The organism is Micromonospora sp. NBC_01638, assembly GCF_045209745.1.
In the GTDB taxonomy this organism is placed as follows: domain Bacteria; phylum Actinomycetota; class Actinomycetes; order Mycobacteriales; family Micromonosporaceae; genus Micromonospora.
Genome location: NZ_CP109273.1, coordinates 6645052 through 6668240 on the forward strand (window position 1 = coordinate 6645052; position 23189 = coordinate 6668240).

Annotated in this window: 17 protein-coding genes; 9 read left to right on the forward strand and 8 right to left on the reverse strand. The window is 70.5% G+C overall.

Annotated elements, in window-relative coordinates; genetic code table 11:
* Window positions 1-49: 49 nt before the first annotated feature.
* Both OG811_RS30885 and OG811_RS30890 read right to left on the reverse strand, forming a co-directional pair.
* Window positions 50-3343 (reverse strand): BTAD domain-containing putative transcriptional regulator, encoded by a 3294-nt coding sequence (locus OG811_RS30885; RefSeq protein ID WP_406075988.1) that lies wholly within the window; start codon window positions 3341-3343, stop codon window positions 50-52.
* 269 nt (window positions 3344-3612) lie between these two features.
* Window positions 3613-4047 (reverse strand): glutaredoxin domain-containing protein, encoded by a 435-nt coding sequence (locus OG811_RS30890; protein ID WP_406070785.1) that lies wholly within the window; start codon window positions 4045-4047, stop codon window positions 3613-3615.
* Window positions 4048-4114: 67 nt separating this feature from the next.
* On the opposite strand from OG811_RS30890, the gene OG811_RS30895 reads away from it, so the two are divergent.
* The gene (locus OG811_RS30895) at window positions 4115-4237 is read left to right on the forward strand and encodes a hypothetical protein (RefSeq protein WP_406070786.1); all 123 of its coding nucleotides are present in this window, start codon (window positions 4115-4117) and stop codon (window positions 4235-4237) included.
* A 111-nt stretch (window positions 4238-4348) separates the two neighbouring features.
* Here OG811_RS30895 and OG811_RS30900 read toward each other — a convergent pair whose 3' ends face one another.
* Window positions 4349-5740, reverse strand: coding sequence for a glycoside hydrolase family 6 protein (locus OG811_RS30900; protein WP_406070787.1), 1392 nt, complete (start codon window positions 5738-5740; stop codon window positions 4349-4351).
* Between the two features lie 103 nt (window positions 5741-5843).
* Here OG811_RS30900 and OG811_RS30905 point away from each other — a divergent pair, with 103 nt between their 5' ends.
* From OG811_RS30905 to OG811_RS30915, 3 genes are all read left to right on the forward strand, one after another.
* Window positions 5844-5975 carry a hypothetical protein gene (locus tag OG811_RS30905; RefSeq protein WP_406070789.1) on the forward strand — a complete coding sequence of 44 codons (132 nt, stop codon included), beginning with the start codon at window positions 5844-5846 and terminating at the stop codon, window positions 5973-5975.
* Window positions 5976-6567: 592 nt separating this feature from the next.
* Window positions 6568-8919: a non-reducing end alpha-L-arabinofuranosidase family hydrolase gene (locus OG811_RS30910; RefSeq protein ID WP_406075989.1), complete on the forward strand. Its 2352-nt coding sequence runs from the start codon at window positions 6568-6570 to the stop codon at window positions 8917-8919.
* A 140-nt stretch (window positions 8920-9059) separates the two neighbouring features.
* The gene (locus tag OG811_RS30915) at window positions 9060-10406 is read left to right on the forward strand and encodes a ricin-type beta-trefoil lectin domain protein (protein ID WP_406070790.1); all 1347 of its coding nucleotides are present in this window, start codon (window positions 9060-9062) and stop codon (window positions 10404-10406) included.
* Window positions 10407-10641: 235 nt separating this feature from the next.
* Here the strand turns inward: OG811_RS30915 and OG811_RS30920 are convergent, their stop codons facing one another.
* Complete coding sequence (locus tag OG811_RS30920; RefSeq protein ID WP_406070791.1) at window positions 10642-10998, reverse strand: hypothetical protein; 357 nt, start codon at window positions 10996-10998, stop codon at window positions 10642-10644.
* Between the two features lie 1074 nt (window positions 10999-12072).
* Between OG811_RS30920 and OG811_RS30925 the strand changes: the two genes are divergently transcribed.
* Entirely contained in the window at window positions 12073-12681 is a 609-nt protein-coding gene (locus OG811_RS30925) for a LuxR C-terminal-related transcriptional regulator (RefSeq protein ID WP_406070793.1), read from the forward strand.
* Window positions 12682-12801: 120 nt separating this feature from the next.
* Window positions 12802-13386 (forward strand): response regulator transcription factor, encoded by a 585-nt coding sequence (locus OG811_RS30930; RefSeq protein ID WP_406070795.1) that lies wholly within the window; start codon window positions 12802-12804, stop codon window positions 13384-13386.
* A gap of 18 nt (window positions 13387-13404) precedes the next feature.
* Here the strand turns inward: OG811_RS30930 and OG811_RS30935 are convergent, their stop codons facing one another.
* From OG811_RS30935 to lanKC, 4 genes are all read right to left on the reverse strand, one after another.
* Entirely contained in the window at window positions 13405-15183 is a 1779-nt protein-coding gene (locus tag OG811_RS30935) for an ATP-binding cassette domain-containing protein (RefSeq protein ID WP_406070796.1), read from the reverse strand.
* Complete coding sequence (locus OG811_RS30940; protein WP_406070799.1) at window positions 15180-16907, reverse strand: ABC transporter ATP-binding protein; 1728 nt, start codon at window positions 16905-16907, stop codon at window positions 15180-15182. The genes OG811_RS30935 and OG811_RS30940 overlap by 4 nt, the downstream gene beginning before the upstream one ends.
* A 72-nt stretch (window positions 16908-16979) precedes the next feature.
* The gene (locus tag OG811_RS30945; protein WP_013734295.1) at window positions 16980-17099 is read right to left on the reverse strand and encodes a SapB/AmfS family lanthipeptide; all 120 of its coding nucleotides are present in this window, start codon (window positions 17097-17099) and stop codon (window positions 16980-16982) included.
* 5 nt (window positions 17100-17104) lie between these two features.
* Window positions 17105-19702, reverse strand: a complete 2598-nt coding sequence (lanKC, locus tag OG811_RS30950) for a class III lanthionine synthetase LanKC (protein ID WP_406070800.1) — start codon at window positions 19700-19702, stop codon at window positions 17105-17107.
* Window positions 19703-20283: 581 nt separating this feature from the next.
* Between lanKC and OG811_RS30955 the strand changes: the two genes are divergently transcribed.
* The 3 genes from OG811_RS30955 to OG811_RS30965 all read left to right on the forward strand — a co-directional run bounded on the left by OG811_RS30955 (window position 20284) and on the right by OG811_RS30965 (window position 23099).
* The gene (locus tag OG811_RS30955) at window positions 20284-20865 is read left to right on the forward strand and encodes a hypothetical protein (RefSeq protein WP_406070802.1); all 582 of its coding nucleotides are present in this window, start codon (window positions 20284-20286) and stop codon (window positions 20863-20865) included.
* 204 nt (window positions 20866-21069) lie between these two features.
* Window positions 21070-21684 (forward strand): lytic polysaccharide monooxygenase, encoded by a 615-nt coding sequence (locus tag OG811_RS30960; RefSeq protein ID WP_406070804.1) that lies wholly within the window; start codon window positions 21070-21072, stop codon window positions 21682-21684.
* Window positions 21685-21839: 155 nt separating this feature from the next.
* Window positions 21840-23099: a PQQ-dependent sugar dehydrogenase gene (locus tag OG811_RS30965; protein WP_406070805.1), complete on the forward strand. Its 1260-nt coding sequence runs from the start codon at window positions 21840-21842 to the stop codon at window positions 23097-23099.
* Window positions 23100-23189: the final 90 nt, after the last annotated feature.

A 23189-nucleotide genomic window follows, 5' to 3' on the forward strand; every position in this document is an offset into this window, starting at 1 on the left:
GGCGTAGGAAAGTTGTGGAGACGACGTGGAGGTCGGCCTCCACAGCCGGTCAGAAACCGCCCTCGGCGGCGAACCGGGCCAGCAACAGTCCGGCCCCCTGTTCGGCGGCGATCCGGGCCCCGATGTCCCACTCCGTACGGTCGCGGCGGGCGACACCGCGGATCCGGTGCAGTTCCGCGACGAACAGCCGCTCGCCCACCCGGTCCGCAACGGCCAGCCCCTCCTCGGCCAGCGTCGCCGCGGTCTCCGGCTGACCGGCAGTCAGGTACGCCTCGGCCATCGCGGAGAGCAGGATGGTGCGGGTGGACCGCAGTCCGGGACGGTAGATCTCGTCACCAGCGGCGCGCATCGCTTCGAGCCGGCCGTGGTCGCCGTCCCGCGCGGCAGCCCATTCGGTGAAGAAGGCACCGGTCGCCAACATGTGCGGCAACCCGGTGACCCGGCCGATATCCCGGCACCGCCGCGCCGCGACGCTGGCCGCGGCGACGTCGTGTTCCTGCATCGCCAGCCAGGCGGCGTAGAGTGCCGCGTTCCCCCGGCCGTACGGGTCGTCGAGCTCCTCGGCAAGGGCCTCGGCATCGGCGATGTCCGCCCAGGCGCCGGAGGGGTTGCCGCGCACCGAGCGGACCAGCGCCCGAAAGTTGTAGCAGCCCAGGACCGGACGCCGACCGACCTCCCGGCGCAGCAGCCCTCGATCGACCGTTCGCAGCCGGTCGATCGCGGCGGTGAGCCGGCGCTCGCCGTCGGCCAGCCGGCCGGCGAAGTAGCCGACCGCGCCCAACAGGTACTCACCGGCCACGGCGATCAGCCGACTGCCGTCGTCCTCGGCCCGCACCAGCCGCTCGGCGAGGTCGGTGCAGATCGCGAACTCGGCCCGGTTGGCAGCCAGCTCGCCCAGTGCCCAGAGCGCGTGACGAATGTCGGCGTCCGGCCCCACCAGCGTCAACAGCTCACGGGCACGGACGCAGACCTGGTCGACCGCGTCGCTGCCGACACCGACCGTCATCTGCAACAGAGACGCGCGGTGCAACTGGACGGCCAGTTCGGTCAACGCCACGTCGGGCGAAACCTCCGCGCGCGGTGCCAGCCGGTGCGCGGCGCGTTCGAGGTGACCGAGCGCGTCCTCGTAGGCGACCCGCCGGGTCGCGTCGTCGGCAGCGGTCAGCGACCACCGTAGGTGGTCCTCGCCGTGGCCGAGCCCGATCGCCTGGCCGTAGTGGTGGGCCAGCTCGGCCGGTGCGACGTCGGCGGCCCGCTCGTAGGCCACGGCCAGCCGAGCATGCAGTGCGGCCCGGCGCGGCGGGACCAGCTCGGCATAGGTGACCTCGGCGATGAGCGGATGGCAGAAGGTGACCGCGCCCGGTCCGGCCTCAGTCACCAATGCGGCCGTGTAGGCCGGGGCGAGCCCCTCGGCGACCGCCGGGGCCGTGGCGTTCAGCGCCGCCGCCATCACCTGAAGGTCCAGGTCGTGTCCGGCCACACTGAGCAGGTCGAGGCAGCCCCGGGCGGGATCGGGCAACCCGCTGAGCCGCAGCCGTACGGTGTCCCGGATGCTGGGCGGCAGCTCCGCCGCGGCTGCCGGGTCGGTCCGGGACCGGAGCAGTTCCGTGATGAAGAACGGATTCCCGCCGGTACGGGTGACGAGTCGGGCCACGACCGGCTCCGGCGGTACCACCCCAGTCCGGTCCCGGACGAGGTCGGCGACCGACGACGCGTCCAGCCCAGCGAGCCGGAGCTGGCCGAAACCCCACCCGCGAGCCAGCTCGGCGACGGTCGCCACCAGGGCCGGGTCGTGTTCGTAGGGCCGGAGGGTGGCGACCACCAGTGCCCGGGCCGCCGACAGATCGGCGGAGAGGAACCGCAGCAACAGCAGCGAGTCCGGGTCGGCAGCGTGCAGGTCCTCCAACACGACCAGCAGGCCGCGCTGCCGGGCCACCGCGTGCACCAGTTCCGACACCGCCTCGTACACCTGAAACCGCGCCGTCGGGTCGAGTCCGCCACTGTCTGCCGGGCCGGACAGCGATCCGGCGGCGAACCCGTCCAGCCGGCTCGCCGAGCTCGTCGCGCTGGCCTCCGCAATCGCCACGAGCGCGCGTACCACCTGGCCCCACAGCCAGAACGGTGGCGCCTGCCCGACGTCGGGACAGCGGCCCCAGACCACCGGAACGCTGTTCGCGGCGGCCTGCGCGCCGAGTGCCGCGGCAAGGCTGGTCTTGCCGATGCCGGCTTCCCCCACCAGAGCCAGCACCCGCCCGCCGTGCCGGATGGCCACGTACAGCGTTTCCCGCAGCCGCTCCAGTTCCGCGTCACGACCCACCAGCGGGCCCGCGACCCGGTCCGGCGACACTCCGGCCAGGGCTTGAACCCGCCCGGACGGCTCGGCCCCGCACCCAACCGGCAGCGCCCCGCTCCGGTCCACACTGGCTCCGCTCTCGCCCGGCAGGCGTCCGGTCCCGGTCGGCCAGGCGCCGGGCTCGTTCGGGACCACCACGCCTGAGCTCGGTCCAGGCTCGACGCGGGGCGGCAGGACCTCGGCCGCCCGCACGACGTCCGGATCGACCACCGCCGGACGGCCGTACCCCGCCGGTACGGCCTGCTCCAGGATCAGCCGGTGCACCGCCCGTGTCTGATCGCCAGGGTCGAGCCCGTACTCGCTGGCCAGGATCCGGCGCCCCTCGTCGAAGGCCGCCAGCGCCTCGGTCTGCCGGCCGGACCGGTACAGCGCCAACATCAATTGCGCCCGAGCCCCCTCGCGCAGCGGATTCGCCGACACGAACCGGCGCAGTTCCGCCAGTAGCGTCGCGTGCCGGCCGGCCACGACGGCGGCGGTCAACCGCCCCTCCTCGGCGCTCAACCGCAGCTCAGCCAGCCGTGCCACCTCCGGACGCAGCGCAGCCAGGTCGGCGACGCCCACCAGCGGCTCGCCACGCCACAACGTCAACGCCTCGGCGTAGCTGGACTCGGCGGCCGCCGGCTCCCCGGCCGCGAGCGCGTCCGCCGCCCGATCCACGAGGCTGCCGAACCGGATCGCGTCGATGGCCTCGACTTCCACCCGCAGCTCGTACCCCCTCGGGCGGCTACGCAGGATTCGCGCCGGCTCGCGGTGGGACCGCTCGGGCTCCAGGGCCCGACGCAGCCCGGCGACGTACGTGCGCAGCGTCATCTGGGCGCTGGCCGGCGGTCGCCCGTCCCACAGCGCTTCGACCAGCCAGTCGGCGGCGACGAACCGGTTCGGTCGCAGCAGGAACAGGGCCAGCAGTGCCTGCTGCTTCGGCCCCCCGAGGGGCACCACTCGCCCGTCCCGGACGATCTCCGGCGGACCCAGCACCCGGAACTGCACCATCACCACAACGACGACCCCAACATGTCCGGTGCCGAGTGAGGCAGCGACCGGGCCGCACCGGACATCCACGACCCGCCGTCCATTGTGTCGCGTCGTGGCACGAGTCCGGTGATGCCGATCAGCGGCTGGCCGGCTACAGCGGGGGTCGGGCCCCGCGATTACGGTGACCATGAATGGGGGTGGACCGTGGCTCCGGAGGTGTCGCCGCGAAGGGCCAGCTCCGGGTGCGGTGGCACCATCCGTCGACCCTCGCCGGGTGACGGTCGTGCTCAGGACGAGCGAAGCTGCTCGCGGAGCCAGGCCCGATCGGGGTTCACGACAGCCTGACCGACGAGCACGACGGTGGGCACGGTCTCGTTACCGCCGGCTACCGCCCGGACGGCGGCAGCACCCGCCGGGTCGTGCCAGATGTCCACCCAGTGCGCCCGCCGGGCGAGCCGACCAAGGGAAAACCGGAGCTGGAGGCAGTAGCGACAGCCGGGGCGCCAATACACGATCGGCCGGCCGTCCGCCGCGCTGGCCCGCTGCGCTTCCGCAGCGCCCATCGAGCGGGGGAAGGCCCACGGCGACAGCAGCAGTGCCAGCGCCAGGAAGACCAGCAACTCGGCGCCGCCGACAGCCGACAAACCGGCGGCCAGTTGCCTCGCCGCCACCAGCACGCCGCACGCCGCCATCAGGATCGTCAGGGTCCACCGCCGAAGCACGCCCGGAACACTACCGCCGTTCAGGTGGATGGTCCCCGACCGAAAGGCCTCGCGGCGGCTGTCGGCCTTGTCTTTCTTCGTCGGCGCCGTCGGCGCGCACCTCCGTGCGGGGGTCTACCACAGCATCGCCTTCCCGATCGGGTACCTCGGGTTGGCCGTCGCGACCGTCGTCCTGGCCGCCGTACGGTGACGTTCGCTGACCCGTCATTCCAGCGCCGGCCGGTGCGGCCCGTACCGCGGGACGGGGACGGGCCCGGCGCGAAGAGTGGTCCTCCGCGCCGGGCCGCAGCATCGGGTGGGGTCAGCTGGCCGCGCAGGTGGCCGTCGCGCCGGGGCCGGTGCCGGTGCCCTGGAAGCCGAAGTTGGTCGACTGCCGGCCGAGGACGCGTCCGTTGTAGCTCACGTTGGTGAACCCGATGGTTCCGCTGGTGCCGCTGGCCTGGGCGTTCCAGGTGCCGGTGACCGCGGTGCCGCCGGGCAGCGCGATGGTCACGGTCCAGCCGTTGATGTCCGACTTGCCGGCGGTGACCGTCACGCTCGCGGTGAAGCCGCCGGCCCACTGGTTGACCGCCACCGACGCGTAGCAGCCGTCACCGGCCGGTGGCGAGGTGTTGGGGGGAGTGGTCGTGGGCGGCGCGGTGGTCGGCGGCGCGGTCGTGGGCGGCGCGGTGGTCGGCGGCACGGTCGTGGGCGGCGCCGTCGTGGGCGGATTGGGCGCGCCGTTGGCCAGGCTGTAGGCCAGGTCGGGCTGGAACGAACCGGCCGTGTAGCGGCAACCGTCCGCCTCCCCCGGCGGTTTCACCCAAAGGTACCCGTCGATGTTGCTGTCGCCGGTATTCGTCGTCGGGTACTGCCCGATGCGCCGGTCGGTGTTGTCGTCGCCGCACCAGTCGCCGCTGGCGCCCCCGTTGCGGCTGGTGTCGATGACCTGGCGCTTGCCCGAGATGCCCATGCCGTTGAGGGCGGAGATGACCGACCGGCCGAAGTTCGCCTCGCCGGAGGTGGAGTTGAAGTTCGACACGTTGGTGAAGAAGCCGTCGGCGTACTGCACGCCGGCCGCCCGGAGCCGGTTGGCCGTCTCGCCCGCGCTGTTCCAGGTCGAGTGGCCGCCGTCGAGGTACACCTTGGCGTTGGGGTTGGCCGACTTGATGGTCCGGGTGGCCGTCGTGATCGCCTGGTTGCGCGCGCTGATCTCGCCGCTGTTCAGGCATGTCAGCAGGGCGAGCGAGTCGGTTTCCAGGATGATCATGACGGTCTGGTTGCCCAGCCCCCTGGCGAAGTTGGACACCCACGTCTGGTATTGGTTGAGGTCCGGGGCCCCACCGGCGCTGGCCCCGCCGCAGTCCCGGTTGGTGATTTCGTACACCGCCAGCACCGGGATCTGCTGCGCCGCGTTGGCGGCGCCGACGAACCCGGAGACCTCGGACTGCACGGTCGACGGGTTGAAGTTGGCGAACCAGCGGGCCTGCGGCTGACTCGCGATCTTGTCGCGGATGACGGCGGCACGCGAGTCGCCGGGGTTGGCGGCGACCCAGCGGACAACGGCCGAACTCGGGTCGCGGTAGAGCGGTCCGGACACCGTGCCGGCGGACGCGCCGCCGACGGCGAGGCAGACGCCAACGGCGGTGGCGCCCGCGATGGCCGCCACACTGATGGCCGTCGATCTGCGACGCCGGAGAGAGAGGATAGCCACGACGTGTTTCCTCCTGATCACATAGATGTATCTAAGTTCATGGGAGCGTTCCCATGAACGGTAGCGGAGGCGCGCGCCGCTGCCAAGATGTGAAGACTCGTCGTTGAGGCAGCCGGCCGCGTTGGTGTGTCACGGCTCGCAGCGGGCGCAGGTGCTGCTGCGCGCCGCAAACGGGATGTCCAACGCCGACATCGCGGTGCTGGCCGGGGCGACCCGGGTGACGGTGCGGGCATAGCCGTAAGGCGTCGATCCCGCGGGAGACGATCCGGCCAAGGTCCGACGTGGACGGGTCGCCCTCCAGCAAACGGCTGGTCGCCACGCCCGACCTCCTGCCGCAGGCCGCCACATACCACTGGTTACGCGCGAAGGCCATGGGACCGAACCTCCAGCCAGACGAACGTCGATGGGACCGGATCATCCCGTGAGGTGCCCGCGATGAGGACTGGAGCCTTCACTGAATGAAAGGCCAAGTAGGACGATCAAGGGCTCGAACCCCAACCCTCTGATCCGTAACAGGCCCGAAACTACCGGTTGAAAAACCTGGAATCTTCTGCCAGCCTGAGAGCCATCGATCAGTGTGAACGTTAACAAGATCCTTTCAACACCGGAGGCGCCTCACGCGACCGTCAGGCCCACCCACCTCCGGATTCAGCATCGTGGCCGCCGCCATCCAAGCAGGGCTTCCCACTCGAGCAGCGACCGAGATTTTCCTACCCCACCACTGGAGGATCAGCATGTTTTCCCGGACCCGTCCCACCGGGCGTAGCCGACCACGAACACTCCTTCTTTCCGGAACTTCCGCGATAGTTGCGGTGCTTGTCGTGTCGATGTTGCCCAATCTCGCCCAGGCCGCCGAGACGACTCTCGGTGCCGCCGCGGCCCAGTCTGGCCGATACTTCGGTGCCGCCGTCGCCGCGAACAAACTCAGCGACAGCGCCTACACGACGATCCTCAACCGCGAGTTCAACAGCGTCACTCCCGAGAACGAAATGAAGATCGACGCGACCGAGCCGCAGCAGAACAACTTCACCTTCAGCAACGCGGACCGGATCGTCAACCACGCCACCTCCCGGGGCTGGAGGGTCCGTGGGCACACCCTGGCCTGGCACTCACAGCAGCCGGGCTGGATGCAGGGCATGGAGGGCACCGCGCTGCGCAACGCGATGCTGAACCACGTCACCCGGGTGGCCACCTACTACCGGGGCAAGATCGACACGTGGGATGTCGTGAACGAGGCGTTCGAGGACGGCAACAGCGGTGCCCGTCGTAACTCGAACCTGCAGCGTACCGGCAACGACTGGATCGAGGCGGCGTTCCGCGCCGCCGACGCGGCGGACCCGGGCGCGAAGCTCTGCTACAACGACTACAACACCGACAACTGGACCTGGGCCAAGACACAGGCCGTGTACAACATGGTGCGCGACTTCAAGCAGCGTGGGGTGCCGATCGACTGCGTCGGGTTCCAGTCGCACTTCAACGCCAACTCCCCGTACAACAGCAATTACCGCACGACGCTGTCCAGCTTCGCCGCTCTCGGAGTGGACGTGCAGATCACCGAGTTGGACATCGAGGGCTCCGGCACGACACAGGCCAACGCCTTCCGCAGTGTGGTCAACGACTGCCTTGCCGTGGCTCGCTGCAACGGGCTCACCGTGTGGGGAGTGCGGGACTGCGACTCGTGGCGGTCCAGCGGCACTCCGCTGCTCTTCGAGTGCAACGGCAACAAGAAGGCCGCCTACACGGCCACCCTGGAGGCGCTGAACAGCGCCGGCCCCGGGCCCACTCCCACGCCCACCACGCCGGGGCCCACCCCCACCGTCCCACCCACCTCCGCCAACGAAATCGTCGGCACCCAGTCCGGCCGATGCATCGACGTACCCAACGCCTCCCGCGACAACGGCATCCGGGTCCAGCTCTACGACTGCAACAAACAGTCCAACCAGTCCTGGACCTACACCTCAAGCAAGCAACTACAGGTCTACGGCAACATGTGCCTCGACGCCGCAGGCTCCGCCAACGGCGCCGCCGTCCAGATCTACAGCTGCCACAGCCAAACCAACCAACAGTGGAACATCAACTCCAACGGCACCATCAGCGGCGTCCAATCCGGACGATGCCTCGACGCCTGGAGCACAGCCAACGGAGCCCAGATCCAGCTGTACGACTGCCACGGACAAACCAACCAGCAATTCAGGCTCAACTCGCTCGGCGGTCCCTCCCAAACGCCGACGCCGACACCTACCACGCCGACGCCGACGCCGACCGGCGGTACGTGTGATCTTCCGTCGTCGTACCGGTGGTCGTCGACGGGCGCCCTGGCGCAGCCGAGGTCGGGTTGGGCGTCGCTGAAGGACTTCACCCACGCGCCGTACAACGGCCAGCAGTTGGTCTACGCGACGACGCACGACACGGGTACGACGTGGGGCTCGATGAACTTCGGTGTCTTCTCGAACTGGAACCAGATGGGGTCGGCGTCGCAGAATCAGATGCCGTTCGCCGCAGTGGCGCCGTCGTTGTTCTACTTCGCGCCGCGCAACGTCTGGGTGTTGGCCTATCAGTGGGGTGGGCCGGCCTTCTCGTACCGGACGTCGACCGACCCGACCAATGTGAACAGTTGGTCGTCGGCGCAGACGCTCTTCACCGGAAGCATCTCCAACTCCGGGACCGGCCCGATCGACCAGGCAATCATCGGTGACGACCAGAACATGTACCTGTTCTTCGCCGGGGACAACGGCAGGATCTACCGGGCCAGCATGCCCATCGGGAACTTCCCGGGCAGCTTCGGGTCGAATTACACGACGATCATGACCGACTCGACGAACAACCTGTTCGAAGGGGTTCAGGTCTACAAGCTCCAGGGCCAGAACCGGTACCTGATGCTCGTCGAGGCAATCGGCGCGAACGGGCGCTACTTCCGTTCCTTCACGGCGACCAGCCTTGGTGGCACGTGGACGCCGCAGGCCACGTCCGAGAGCAACCCGTTCGCCGGCAAGGCCAACAGCAGCGCCACCTGGACCAACGACATCAGCCACGGCGAACTGATCCGCAGCAACGCCGATCAGACCATGACCATTGACGCCTGCAACCTGCAACTGCTCTACCAGGGGCGTTCTCCCAGCTCCGGTGGCGACTACGGCCTCCTGCCGTACCGGCCGGGTCTGCTGACCCTGCAACGCTGACGATCGGACATCGCCGGGGCGGGCGGGCTCGGCACCAGACCGAGCCCGTCCGCCCCGCACTCATCCATCACCAGGAGGTACCGACAGTGCGAGTACATGCAAACCACCCCCCGCCCTCGGGGAATACGCATGCTGACCGAGTGTCTCCCCGTTTGCGGGGACGGCTGTTCAAGCTCGCCGCGGCTGGGATCGCAGCCGCAGTCGGGTTGTTCACCCTGACGGTGGCGACCGGGTCGGCGTCGGCCGCCGACAACCCGTACCAGCGGGGCCCGGACCCCACCCGGACCAGCGTCACCGCCGTGAACGGCCCCTTCGCCAACACGTCGGTCAGCGTCCCGACCGGGTACGGCTTCAACGGCGGCCGGATCTACTACCCCACCGACACCAGCCAGGGCACCTTCGGGGCCATCGCGATCTCGCCCGGTTACACCGCGTTGTTCTCCGCCGAACTGGCCTGGATGGGGCCGTGGCTGGCCTCCCACGGTTTCGTCGTGATCGGCATCGAGACCAACAGCCGCAACGACTTCGACACGGCCCGAGGCACCCAGTTGCTCGCCGCACTGGACTACCTGACGCAGCAGAGCCCGGTACGCGACCGGGTCGACCCCACCCGGTTGGCGGTCGCCGGTCACTCCATGGGCGGCGGTGGCGCGCTGAGCGCAGCCACCCGGCGCTCGTCGTTGAAGGCAGTGGTCGGCATCGCGCCGTACTCGCCGTCGTCGAACCTGGCCAACGACCGAGTGCCCACGATGGTCTTCGCTGGGCAGGCGGACACGGTGGTCACCCCGTCCTACGCCACCGGCCTGTACAACAGCCTCCCGGCCACGACGGAGAGCGTCTACCTGGAGGTTGCCGGTGCGGATCACGGGTTCATGGTCGGACGGTCGAACCCGGTGATGGTCCGAACCATGCTGCCGTTCGTCAAGATGTTCATCGACAACGACGCCCGGTACAGCCAATTCCTCTGCCCGCTGCTGGACTCCAGCGGCGTGGTGACCTACCGCAGCACCTGCCCGTTGCTGCCCTCGACGCCGACCACCCCGACGCCGACCCCCACCAACACGCCGACCCCCACCGCTTCGCCTACCGTCCCACCCACCTCCGCCAGCGAAATCGTCGGCACACAGTCCGGCCGATGCATCGACGTACCCAACGCCTCCCGCAACAACGGCACCCGCGTCCAGCTCTACGACTGCAACAAACAGTCCAACCAGTCCTGGACCTACACCTCAAGCAAGCAACTACAGGTCTACGGCAACATGTGCCTCGACGCCGCAGGCTCCGCCAACGGCGCCGCCGTCCAGATCTACAGCTGCCACAGCCAAACCAACCAACAGTGGAACATCAACTCCAACGGCACCATCAGCGGCGTCCAATCCGGACGATGCCTCGACGCCTGGAGCACAGCCAACGGAGCCCAGATCCAGCTGTACGACTGCCACGGACAAACCAACCAACAATTCAGGCTCAACTCGCTCGCACGATGATCCTGACCGACTCGACGAACAGCCTGTTCGAGGGCGTGCAGATCGACAAACCGCAGGACCAGTTCCAACACACCCGAGACAGGCCGAACTGAATACGGGCGGGCTCGGCGTCACGCCGGGCCCGCCCGGATCATGCGGGCTGACGAACCTGGTCACCCCGCCAGCCGTGTCCCGCCGCCCTGGGCAGAACAACCAACCGCACATTGTCGACGAGCGCACACACGACCGTATGCAACTACGTGAGCGCATCGCTACTATGGGTCAGCAATCCAGAGAAAGGGGTCGTGCCCGCGTGCGAAGTCCCGTCATCGGAACCGCGCCGCCGTCTGCGCCAACCCGATCCGCGCCGTTTGTGGCCGACCGGCTGCGCAGGCTCGCCCGGCGGATGGTGCTGATCGCGGTCGCCGTCGGGGCTGGTCTCGTAGTGGCCGCCCTGTTCCAGGGGCCGGCCGCCGCCGATGGGATGCGCAGCGGGTCCGGTGACGCGCTTCATCGGGAGATCGGCGGTCTGGTCGAGCCGGTGGCGCGGCTCCCGGTCGCAGAGCGCCTCAGCCATCACCGCCAGCGAGCCACGGGTGCCGACGACCGCCACCGCGACAGGCTTCGTGCCCCGCTGGCAGCGCCCATCGGTGGTGTCGTCGCCCCCTGCGAGGAGACACCCTCGACGGAGCCTCGACGGTTGACGGGTGCGTCGCCCGTGTCCGTGCCGCTGCCCCGGGTCGGCGCATCCGTCCCACCCGGCGCGGCGGAGCGCGAAGGGCTCCGGTCAGCCTCCGTAGCTCGCGCGGCTCATCGCCCAGCTCACCGTGCCGAGTTGTCGCGGCCGGCTGCTGATCCGCCGCGACAGCCAGCCACCGCCGTCCCCGACCCACCCGCAGTGCGCGGGCCGGGCGATTTGCCCGCGATGGGCCTGATCACCGCACCACTGCCGCACGTCGTCGACATCGTGAGCACAGTGCCGATCCGGCCCGTCGTCGTGGCGCTCCTCCGTGTCGCCGATGCCGTTCTACCACCCGCTCTCGGCACGGCGATCGTTCCGGCGGCCACACCTCCACCGCCCGTTCCCACAGCGCTCGGGCCGGCCACCGTGCCGGTGACCGAACCGGCTCCCGTGCCGACAGTGCCGACCCCACCGGCGGTTCCGGCGCTGGCCCCCGTGCGCGCCGCGGCGCTGCCGAACCCGGCCGCGCCACGCTGGATGCCCGTTGTCGGCCCCGCGCGTTCCACGGCCTCGACGGGGCACCTCGCCGCACACCCGGGAACGGTGGCGGCGGAGGGTGAGCTTTCGGGCCAACCCGTCGCGCCCGTCGACCAGGATGCCGCTGGTGTCGACGATGGATCGACGCCCGGGCCGGGGCTGCTCCGGCCGCTCGACCGGCAGTCGCACCTCGGTGCTGGGCAGCCCTGCGATCTCCTGCCACTTCCGGTCGAGAGCCGAACTCTCTCTCCGATCACCCGCCCGGGCTGAGGCGGGTTGACCGACCCCGGTGGCTGGTGCGCGCGGCCTGTTCCACCCGCTGGCCGGTCGATCAGTGCCCGCATCCGTCCGCCGTGACGGTGCCGCGGGCCGATGCCTACCCGTCTGTAGCGCACGACCGCCCCGACCAAGCCGTGGATGTTCCGGAATCGGTGGCCGTCGTGACGCGTACCTGAGATCGGAGAAAACGTGGTGATCCACGTTGTCGTCGCCGAGGACATGGGTTTGCTGCGCGGGGCGCTCTGCGCCGCGCTGTCAGGAGAGGAAGACATGGAGGTGGTCGCCGACGTCGAGGGTGTCGGCGAGCTGTTGACGGTGGTCCGGCGCTGTCGACCGCAGGTGGTGGTGCTGGCATTGACACCGGAGCTGCCCGACCCGGTGGAGGTGGTCGCCCGGATCGGCGTCGAGGCGCCGCACACCGCCGTGCTGGCGATGAGCCCTCGGTGGAGCCCGGCCCTGGTGGAGGCGACGCTGGCAGCCGGCGCGCGCGGCCTGGTCGGGAAGGACAGCTCACTGGCGGAGCTGGTGCGGGCGATCCGCGCGCTCGCGGCCGGGGATCGGGCGATCGACCCGGCCGCGGCGGTGGCGGTGCTGAGTCCCCCGGAGATGCCGTTGACGCCGCGGGAGATGGACGTGCTGCGGACGGCCGCCGAGGGGTTGCCCCTGAAGGAGATCGCCGTCCGTCTTCACCTGGCACACGGGACGGTGCGCAATCATCTGTCGGTGATTCTGCGCAAGACCGGGGCTCGCAACCGGTTGGAGGCGGTGTCGCGGGCGCGGCGTAACGGCTGGCTGTAGCCGTCGGGGGCGGGTCCGGTGGAGATGTCCGGACCCGCCCCCGTCACCGTGCGGACCCGCCGGATGCGTGTTTGAATGTTGACGTTGTGTGATCTTCATCGGAGTGCGGGAAGGCTCATCGTGATCCGTACCCTGCTTGCCTTGGACGGTGCCCTGGTTCTGGGCGCGCTGTCGTTCGTCCTCGCCGCCGAGGAGGACATCCGTGTCGTGGCCAAGGTGGATCGCGGCGACGCGGTCTCCGCAGCCGTCCGCGCCCAACGCCCCGACGTCATGGTGGCCGACCTCGATTTCGTCGAGGGAGTCGATCCCGACCGCCTCGGCCTGTGCCCCGTCCTGGTGCTGGCCCACCCGCATCGGGCCCGGCGACTGCGCGGCATACTCTGCCCGACCAGGGCGGTCGGCATCCTGCGCAGTGACGCCGCCCCCCAGCGGGTCATCGAAGGGATCCGCCGGCTCGCCCGCCGGGAGCCCGTGCTCGACGCGGATCTCGTCGTCGCGGCGCTGCGCTCGGACGGCCCACTGACCAGCCGCGAGACGGAGGTGTTGAGGCTGACGGCGGCGGGGGCGCCGGTCGCGGAGGTGGCGGTGTCGCTCGGCCTCACCCGTGGCACCGTCCGCAACCATCTCGGGCGGATCGCCCGCAAGGTGGGTGCGCGTACGCGGGTGGAGGCCGTGCGAATGGCAGGCGAGTCGGGCTGGATCTGACCGGCGGATGCGCGAGGTTCAGCCCTGCCGCGCCGACGCCGCCTGGGACGGCACCACCGAGTCGTCCCAGCAGCCGACGAGCATCCGGTAGGTGGCCGAGCGGGCCAACAACTGTTCGTGCGTCCCCACCACGGGCTCGTCGCCGTCGAGGACCAGCACCCGACCGGCCCGCAGCGCGGAGCTAATCCGGTGTGCGATCACCACGAGGCTGCCGGGCCGCCGGGCGAAGGCGGCCTCGACCGTCGCTTCCAGCGCCGGGTCCAGGTGACAGGTCGCCTCGTCGAGGATCACCAGCGGGGCGGGTGCCAGCCAGGCCCGGACCGCCGCGATGAGCTGCCGCTCGCCCGCGGAGAGCAGGGCCGGCGCGATCGGCGCGCCCAGGCCGCCCAGGCGGGTCGCCAGGGGACGCGCGCCGAGCGCGTCGAGGGCGACCTCCAGCGTGTGATCATCGGCGTCCGGCCGGAGGTAGCGGAGGTTGTCGGCGAGACTGCCGGTGAAGACGTACGCCTCCTGGGGCACCAGCACTCGCATCCGGGCGAGAACGGCCGGCTCGACCTCGGCGACCGTCGCGCCGGCCAGGTGGACCGTGCCTGCCTGCGGCGGCACCAGACCGGCCATCAGGGCGGCAAGTGTGGACTTGCCCGCACCGCTCGGGCCCACCACGGCGAGATGGTCCCGGTCGGCCAGTGTCAGGGAGAAGTTCTCCAGGACGGGCCGGGCGCGCGGTCCGTAGCCGAAGGTCAGTCCCCGGATCTCGACGGCTGGCGAGCGGCCGGCCGGACCGGTGGGCGGCGGGCAGCGGGGCATCCGGGCGGCGGGGGTCGGCGGGCGCTGGTCGGCGGACACCGGATAGGTGCGCAGGATGTTCTCCAGGGTGACCGCGTAGCGGAGCCCGCCGCCGCCGAGGCCCTGCACCAGGGTGTGCAGGGCGGGTTGCAGTCCGGTGGAGACGTAGATCAGTGCGCCCAGCACCGCGCCGGGGGTGAGACCACGCTCGACCAGCCACGGGGCGGTCAACATCAGCACCACCAGTGGCAGCCAGCCGCCGATGCCGAGGCTGAGGCTGCGGATCGCCGCCATCCGGGCGAGCATGCGTTCGGCGGCGGCCTGCGCCGACACCCAGCGTGCCACGTCGGCCGTCACACGTGTCTGGGCGCCGCAGGCCAGCACGTCGCGGTGAGCGGCCAGCGCGGCCGCCGCCGACTGGCCGAGCTGCTCACCGGCCCGGACGTATGCGCGCTGGTGCGTGACCATCGCCGGCAGCGCGGCGAGGAACACGACCACGCCGACGACCAGCGGCGCGGCGGCCAGCGCCGCCACCACCGGTGCCAGGGCGAGCAGGCCGAGCAGGGCCGCGCCCGCGGAGAAGAGGAAACCGCGGGTCACCATCAGCAGACCGGCGAAGGTGTCGCGGATGATCTCCATCTGGTGGGTCAGCCGGGTCACGGCAGCGCTGTCCGGGCGGCCACCCGCCCGGGTGGCGTCGCCTAGCGCACCCCGGACCACCTGAGCGGCCACCTCGTCGCGGAACGGTTCGACCACGGCGCCGAGGCTGCGGTACGTCCGACCGGTGGCCGCCGCGCCGACCAGCACGGCCACCGCGAGGACACCCAACCAGGCCAGGCCGTTGAGGAGATGTCCGGCCAGAAAACCCTCGTCGACGGCGCGGGCGACCAGATAGCCGGCGAGCAGCGCGGGCAGCGACTCGACAAGCGACCAGCCGCCGAGCCCGGCGAGCTCCCGGCGGCGGGCCCGCAGCGCCCGCCAGGTCACCCGCCGTACGCCGGGATGGCTCACGATCCACCGCCAGCCGGCTGGAAGACAGCGCGGTAGTCCGGGTCGGCCCAGAGTTGCCGGTGCGGCGCCAGGCCGCGCAGCCGACCGCCGTCCAGCCAGGCGACGAGGTCGGCCGCCGCGGCCGCCGCGGTCCGGTGGGTGACCACCAGTCGGGTACGCTCCCCGGCCCGCCCGACCACCGCCTCAGTGATCCGGTGTTCGGTCGCGGTGTCGAGGCTGGACGTCGCGTCGTCCAGGATGAGCAGCCGCTCGGCGGCGAACGCGCGGGCCAGGCCGAGACGTTGGGTCTCGCCCCCGGAGAGCGGTGTGTCGACCAGCGGGTTGCGGTAACCGCTGGGCAGACGGTCGATCACGTCGGCGATCGCCGCCATCCGGGCCGCCCGCAGAACCGTCGGCGTGGCCGGGCTCCGATTGGCCGGCGGCGCCGCCGAGTCGACCGGCAGCGCCAGGCCGATCGCGTCGTGGACGGTCGCGCCGATCAGCACCGGCCGGTCGAAGGCGTACCCGACGGCTCGGCGCAGCGCCGTCGGGTCGAGGTCCCGCAGCGGCACACCGTCCAGTCGCACCTCACCGCTGTCGGGGTCGTACAGTCGTCCCGCCACGGCCGCCAGGGTCGACTTGCCGGCACCGGACGCTCCGACGACGGCCACGGTGGCGCCGGCCGGCACGTCCAGGTCGATGCCGTCGAGGATGGGCCGACCGTCGTCGGCGTGCACGCACACGCCGCGCAGTCGCAGGGCGCCGCCGCCGGGTGGAAGGGGCCGATCGCCTGCCGGCGTGGCGGGCTGCGTCAGCAGGTCGGCGACCCGGTGTGCTCCCGCGCGGCTGCGGACCAGGTGGTTCAGGGTGGCGAGCACTCCACCGAGCCCGGCGCCCATGGCCGCGTACCGGACCGCGGCGACCAGTTGGCCCGGTGTGAGCCAGCCTGTGGTCACCGCGTACCCGCCGACCGCGATGACGCTCAGGTTCAGCAGCGGCGCCACGGCCGAGGTGCGCGCGCTCGCCCGGGCCAGCAGTTTCCAGGTGCGCCGGCCGTGCAGGTCCAGCTCCGGTAGGGCCGCCAGCACCCGGTCCTCCTCGCGATGGGCGGTGCCGGCGGCGGCGATGGTCCGGGAACCGCTCAGCGACTCCAGCAGTCGGCCGGCGATGGTGCCGAGCACCCGTTGGTATCCGGCGGTCGCGGCCGAGGCGTCGGCCACAAAGACACGCATGAGGACGGCGAGCAGGCCGAGACCGGCGAGCAGGGTGACCCCGAGGACCGGTTCCATGATGGCGAGCGCGACGACGCTGCCGAGCGGTGGGAGCACCGCCACGACGGCCAGGACCACGGCGTTGCCGGCCTGTCCCGCGTCGGCGGCCTGACCGACCAACCGGCCGACGAGATCACCCACCGGGTGTCGGCGGGTGGCGCGGACGTCCAAGGCGAACAGGTGACGCAGCAGGTGCCGGCGCAGCCCGGCGGTGGCGCGCGCCGCACCGAACCCGCTGGCCAGATCCGTCAGGGTGTCGACGCCGATGAGGACGACAACCAGGCCGCAGGCGGACACCGCCCACCAGCCGGAGCCGCCGGCGAGGGCGGCGTCGACGGCGCGGCCGAGTGCCGCGGGTAGCAACAGTTCGGCGGCCGCGCCGAGAAGCGCGACCGCAGCGAGTCCGACGGTCCAGCCGCCGCCCGCCCGGACCGTCTGCCGGAGCAGCCTGTCCCCGTTGGCGAACGTCGGCATCGGTCCTCCCGTGGGTACGCGGTTGCCCTGGGTGGGCACGTCTACCCACCCAGGGCCCCACGTGTGCGTGGATCAGTTGCAGGTCGTGACGGAGAGCGAGCTGTCGCCGCAGAGCAGCAGGCTCGCCCGGCTACCGCCACCCGTGCGGTCGGCCGGAGCCATCTCCAGGCCCTGGAGGTCCAGAAGCGCCATGTCGTTCACCTCCCTTCCATCCGTTCGCCGATCAGGTCGCCCCCGCTGTCGCGAGGGAGTCTCGTCGCGCCCGGCAGGGGCGCGAGGAAGGGCAGCACCGGCGGCTGGTCGTGTTGCGCGCTGGCCAGCGCGTACAGCACGCCGGCGGTGCCGGTGCCGAAGTCCATGGAGAGCCGCAGCAACTGCTCGCCGGGGAACGCGGTCCCCTCCCGGTACGGCAGCGCGTGCCAGGTCAGCCGATCCAGTTGCGCGCCGAGTTCGCGGCGGTCGGCATCGCCCGCCGAGGCGGCGAGGTAGGCGATGATGCCGGCCCGGCCGGCGAAGAGCCCGGACTGTGCGTAGAACGGTGACCGCGCCGCACGGCGGATCCCCGCGCTCGCCTCGGCGAACTGGTCGTCGGCACGGTGGCGCAGGTACTGGTCGAGGACCAGCCCGATACCGACGCTGCCGTGCGCCAGGTAGGGCATGGTGCGCCAGCCCTCATTGACCTCCAGGGCACCGTCCGGGCGCAGCACACACCGGCGCAGATCCTGGCGCAGCGCCGTGGCGGCGTGCCCCAACAGCTCGTCGTCGCCGCTGAGCTCGTAGAGCCGCAACAGCATCAGCGCCGGTCCGGTCCGGCCCCGCAGCAGCCCGGCGTACGGGTTGCGTCCGCCGCTGACGTCCGGGCCCGGGTCGTCAGCCAGCTGCCCGATCACTTGCTCAGCGGCCCGCCACGCGGCGGCGTGCAACGACACCTCCCCGGTACGCGCAGCCAACTCGGCCAGGTTGAGCGCGATCCCGGACAGTCCGCTCGCCAGGCTGTGGTCGAGCCCGTCCAGGGGTTCCCGCAGGCAGATGTCGAGAACGTCCAGCGCGTCCTGCCGGCGTCCGAGGTGAACGAGTGCGTAGGCAACGCCATGCAGCCCGTCGTAGAAGCCGCAGCGGGTGCCGGACGGGGGCGTTGTCGCCCGCCGCACCAGCCAGTCTTCGTGCTCGGGCCACCGCCCGGCACCGCTCTTGTCGAGCGCGTACAGCACTCCCGCCGCCCCGTGGGCGAGGTTGAGGCCGCCGCTGCGGAACTGCTCGATGTCACCGGGAAAGAGTCGGTCGTTACGCTCGGGAGCGGCGCTGGCCACGATCGCCGTCGTCAACTGGTCCCGCGTGGTGCGCCAGTCATCCGCGACAAGAGCTCCTCGCGGGTCAGCGGTGACCCGCAGGCCGCCGGTGATCTCCTCGACCGCCGGGTCGAGGAAGGACCTCGGCACCGGGAAGTTCGCGGCGATGATGTCGGCCAGGTGAGTCACCTTCGCCGGGGCGAGCCGGACCAGCTGGGTCAGTGGCAGGAACAGCGCCAACCGCAGGCACGCCAGGGCGTACCGGTCGACCGCCGGCCCGGTCCGGTCCCTCGGTGCCGCGAAGCCCTGGTTGCGCAGCCCGGGTCGGCGGTGCCCGGCGATCGGAGCGGCCACCTCGAAGTCGACCAGGGCGACCCGGTCATCCGGCCGGATCATGATGTTGAACAGGTGCAGGTCCCCGTAGACCAGGCCGCGCTCGTGGATCGCCGCCACGACGGATTCGACCTGCTCGTAGGTCTGCCGGGCCCACCGGGCGTACGCCGCCCGGTCGCCGTCCGTCGCGTCGGCGTCGATGAGCGGGTACCGGTCGACCAGCACCTTGTTCAGCGGTCGGCCTTCGATGAACTCGAGCGCGAGGAAGCAGTGCTCGCCGAGGACGAACTCGTCGTGCACCCGCGGCACCTGTGGCAGGTCGGCGAGTTGCCGCAGGGCCTCCGCCTCGCGGGCCAGCCGGGCGACGGCATCGGTGCCGTCGGCGTCCAGGCCGGCGTGCGGTCGGGCCTCCTTCAGCACCACCTCGGTGTCGGTACGCAGGTCCCTGCCCACGTACAGCCCACCGCCGTTCGAAAAGTGGATCACCCGCTCGACCCGGTACGGCACCTCGTTGGTGCTGGTGTCATTCCGGGCGGCCAGGTGCGGGCCGAGGAAGTCGGGCAGGGTGATCCAGGCAGGTACGTGAAAGACGGGCTCACGGCGGTCCGGCACCAGCGCGCCGGAGTCGTCCTCGATCGCCGGCACCACCTGGCCGTCGGCTGAGTGGCAGTAGCGGGCGGCGAAGCCGCCGTAGCGCACGTAGACCGGGCCGGTGCCGTAGCGGAGATCACTGAGGATGTACGGTCCGGGCTCGCCGATGAGTAGTTCGTCGAGTTCCTTGCAGGCCAGCTCCAGCTCCGCGTCATCACGGGGGTAGACGGTGATGAACTTTCCGCTGGCGGCTCGTGCGGCGTACTTGGAGTTGCGCAGCAGCAGCGTGCGCGGCCCGCGCAGGAACTTGAAGGACAGGCCGCGGGGGACGCAGTAGTTCCAGACCGCGTCCAGCACCCGCTCCGCGTTCGCCAGACCCGCCGAAACGTGGATCTTCCAGCCCTGCTGGGGCAGCGAGCCGCCGTCCGGCGCGTAGATCAGCCAGTCGTCGAGCGGCTCGCGACGCCAGCCGGCCGGCATCGGTCGTTCGGCGGCCGGGAAGACGGGCTGCGCGACGGCGCTGCCGAGCGAGTCGTAGAACAGCCGATCTGCGGCGCAGTAGCTGTCGTAGCGTTCGTCCACCGTCTCGCCGCCTCTCGAACTCGGCCGGCTGTTGTTCCGGCGTCGAATCGAGTCTCATGGACGGGACGGGGCGGGCTCCAGTGCGCTTAGTCACGACGTTCGATGCGGGGCGCACAGGTACTCATGACAATAGTCAGGCCCCCACGGCACGGTCAGCAGCACCGGGGAACTCGGTCCGGTCGCTGTCGAGGACGGTGGTGGTCCGTGGGGGCGACGGGTTCGTGTGCGACGAAGGTGCGGGTGGCGGGGCCGAATCCACGTTGATACTCGTCAATGTTGCCAGAGCGGATCCAAGCGTGTTGGAATAGCTCATATCGCCGCAGCACGGGGGCAACCGTGCTGGGAACGGCCAGCACGGGAGCATCGCAGCGCCGGCAGCGCACCGCCTTGGCGGAGGCTCGCATGCCGCATCGCCGGGCCATCGCTACGACGACGGGCATTTTGCCGGGCAGGCACCCTCGCCCGCCGTACGTATCCCCCGGCGTGCACCCCCGACGGCCGACGCTCGACCTCTGACACGCCGGGGGCGTCCGATTCGGTCTGCCAGCGCACCAGAACCGGCGACGAGGTGAGAAGCAATCATGATTTCCCGAGAGAGTTTCGCGGGGTGGTACCGAAACCGCTTCGTGTGGGTGGCGGTGATCCTGCTGACGGTGTCGGCCGGCACGGCCGTACTGGTCAACCGGGCCGGCCCGGAGGCGGAGCCGGCGGATCTGCAAGCGCAGATTGTGGCCCGGATGCGGACCACGCTCGAACAGGCGGACCCGGGGCAGCACAACCACGCCGGACACAGCGCCCAGCAGGTGGCCACCGAGAAGGAGAAGCCTGCAGTGATCTGCGGGGTCCGCGTCTACGGCTACGAGCCGGCCGAAGCCAGCGCTCTCGCTGATGTGCAGACGGTCTACGGCTTCCACCTCTGCGGAGTCGCCGAGCAGAAGCGCCCCTGGGACGTGGCGGTCAAGCTGGCCGGCCCCGTGATCATGGACATGTCCACCGACCCTCCGGGCATCCAGGTCGTCGAGGCGACCGCCGACGTCATGTTCGTCGACCGGCTGCGGGAGATGTTCCCGGCCAAGTACGCGACGTTGGCGCAAGAGGAGGCGCTGACCGCCTCGGAGATGGCCGAGCAGCGCCGCCGGTACGACGCCGCAGCCGGGCTCTGACCATGCCGGGCGGGCGGGCTGCGGACCACATCCGACCATAAGGAGATCAGGATTGATATTTACGTTCATTAATGTAACAGTGAGTTTTGGGAGCGTTCCCATTCCTGATCTTTAGTACCGAAGAGCGGAGGATGAACAGTGCGTCCACACACGTCCGATCATTCCGGCGGACGATCCCGGCCAACCGTCCGTCAGTCCCTCCGAGTGGTCGTTGTGCTGTTCGCCATGGTGGTCGGCACGCTGCCCTGGACCGGCGCAGCCCAGGCCCACGGCACCGTCATCAACCCGGCGAGTCGCGCCTACCAGTGCTGGAAGACCTGGGGCAACCAACACACGAACCCAGCCATGCAGCAACAGGACCCCATGTGTTGGCGGGCGTTCCAGGCCAACCCCGACACCATGTGGAACTGGATGAGCCAGCTGCGGGACGGCCTCGCCGGCCAGTTCCAGGCCCGCACCCCGGACGGCCAGCTGTGCAGCAACGCCCTCTCCAGGAACGACACCGTGAACCAGCCCGGAGCGTGGAAGGCGACCACCGTCAGCAGCAACTTCACCGTCCAGATGTACGACCAGGCCAGTCACGGTGCTGACTACTTCCGGGTCTACGTCACCAAGCAGGGATTCAACCCGACCACTCAGCGGCTCGGGTGGGGCAACCTCGACCTGATCACGACGACCGGGCGTTACGCGCCAGCGCAGAACATCTCGTTCAACGTCTCGGTCTCTGGACGCACCGGAAACCACATCCTGTTCGTGATCTGGAAGGCGTCACACATGGACCAGACCTACATGTGGTGCAGCGACATCAACATCGCCTGATCGGCAGGACCGAAAGCCGTGGCACTACTCCGGCCCAGGGCGTCGGCGTCCTGGGCCGGACTGTTCTTCCGGTATCGCCTTACCCGACCGGCTGTGCCAAGTGGGAAGTCACCCGGGTGGCATGGAGGCCACCCCACTTACTCGAGGAGCTGAAAATGTCGCGATGGCGTTGTCGCCCGGCCACCATGCTGGCCGGGCTGCTCGTTCTGGCCCTGGCTTCGTCCCTGTTGCCACCGGCGCCGATTTCTGGCACCGCCGCGGCCGGCACATCCCATACCCGCGCGGTGCCACTCGCCGAGCTGACCGTGGTATCCGAACGGGTGGCGTTCGGTCTGCAGCGTCCGATCGCGATCACCGGGCTGCCGGACGGTCGGATGCTGATTGCGGAGAAGAACGGCACCGTCCGCTCCTACCACCCCGATACCGGCTTGGCCGCCGAGCCGGTGCTCGACCTGACCGCCCGGATCGACACGTCGGACAACGAGCGCGGCCTCCTCGGCATCACGCCGGCGCCGAACTTCGCGCGGACCGGGATCCTCTACGTGGCCTACACGAGCTTGCCGGCCGGCGCGCTGACCCTGGCGCGAGTGCCCATCGGCGCTCCCGACAGGCTGCAGGTGCTGCTCACCCAGGAGCACGCCGAGTACGGCAACCACAACGGCGGACAGGTAGCGTTCGGCCGCGACGGCTACCTCTACTGGTCCCTTGGCGACGGCGGCCACGCGTACGACCCGTTCAAGTCCGGTCAGAATCTCGGCACCCTGCTCGGCAAGATTCTGCGGATCGACGTCAACCGCACCTGCGGGGGTAAGCCCTACTGCGTGCCCTCCGACAACCCGTTCGTCCGCACGCCGGGCGCGCGGCCGGAGATCTGGGTCTACGGGCTGCGCAACCCGTGGCGGTTCTCCATCGACCCGGTCGACGGCTCGCTGTGGATCGGTGATGTCGGCCAGGGCCTGGTCGAGGAGATCAACCACATCCGCCCGTCGCAGCGTGGAGCGAACCTCGGCTGGTCCTGCCGGGAGGGCACGCCGGTCTTCGACCCGGAGCAATGCCGGCCGGGCGTGCGATACACCGACCCGGTCTTCGAGTACGAGCATTACATGACGGAGAACTGCTCGGTGATCGGTGGCGTGGTGTACCGAGGGTCCGCCACCCCGGAAGCGTGGGGGACCTACATCGCGAGCGACTACTGCTCGACCCTCGCGTTCGCCGTCCGCCCCAAACCCACGGGCGGCTACGAGTCGGCCACGATCGGCAACTTCCCCACCCAGCCGACCGCGATCGGCACCGACGTGCGCGGCGAGCTGTATGTGCTCAGTGACCTCCCGGGATGGCTGAGCCGGGTGCGGTTCGAGCGGGTCCAGCGGCCAGCTACAGAGGTTGAAAGGCCAACGTCCGAGCTGTCTCGGTAATTCGGGTTCGCCGTCGTACTTCGGTAACCGGGGCACCCCCGCCAACGCCGATCGCGGCCGGGGACGGGGTCGGCGTTGGCGAGGCCGACC

What these genes read in the sequence shown, in the direction of transcription:
- OG811_RS30885 (WP_406075988.1), bottom strand. Translation starts at nt 3,343, where the DNA reads ATGGTGCAGTTCCGGGTGCTGGGTCCGCCGGAGATCGTCCGGGACGGG.
- OG811_RS30910 (WP_406075989.1), top strand. Translation starts at nt 6,568, where the DNA reads ATGTTGCCCAATCTCGCCCAGGCCGCCGAGACGACTCTCGGTGCCGCC.
- OG811_RS30940 (WP_406070799.1), bottom strand. Translation starts at nt 16,907, where the DNA reads ATGCCGACGTTCGCCAACGGGGACAGGCTGCTCCGGCAGACGGTCCGG.
- OG811_RS30945 (WP_013734295.1), bottom strand. Translation starts at nt 17,099, where the DNA reads ATGGCGCTTCTGGACCTCCAGGGCCTGGAGATGGCTCCGGCCGACCGC.
- OG811_RS30955 (WP_406070802.1), top strand. Translation starts at nt 20,284, where the DNA reads ATGATTTCCCGAGAGAGTTTCGCGGGGTGGTACCGAAACCGCTTCGTG.
- OG811_RS30965 (WP_406070805.1), top strand. Translation starts at nt 21,840, where the DNA reads ATGTCGCGATGGCGTTGTCGCCCGGCCACCATGCTGGCCGGGCTGCTC.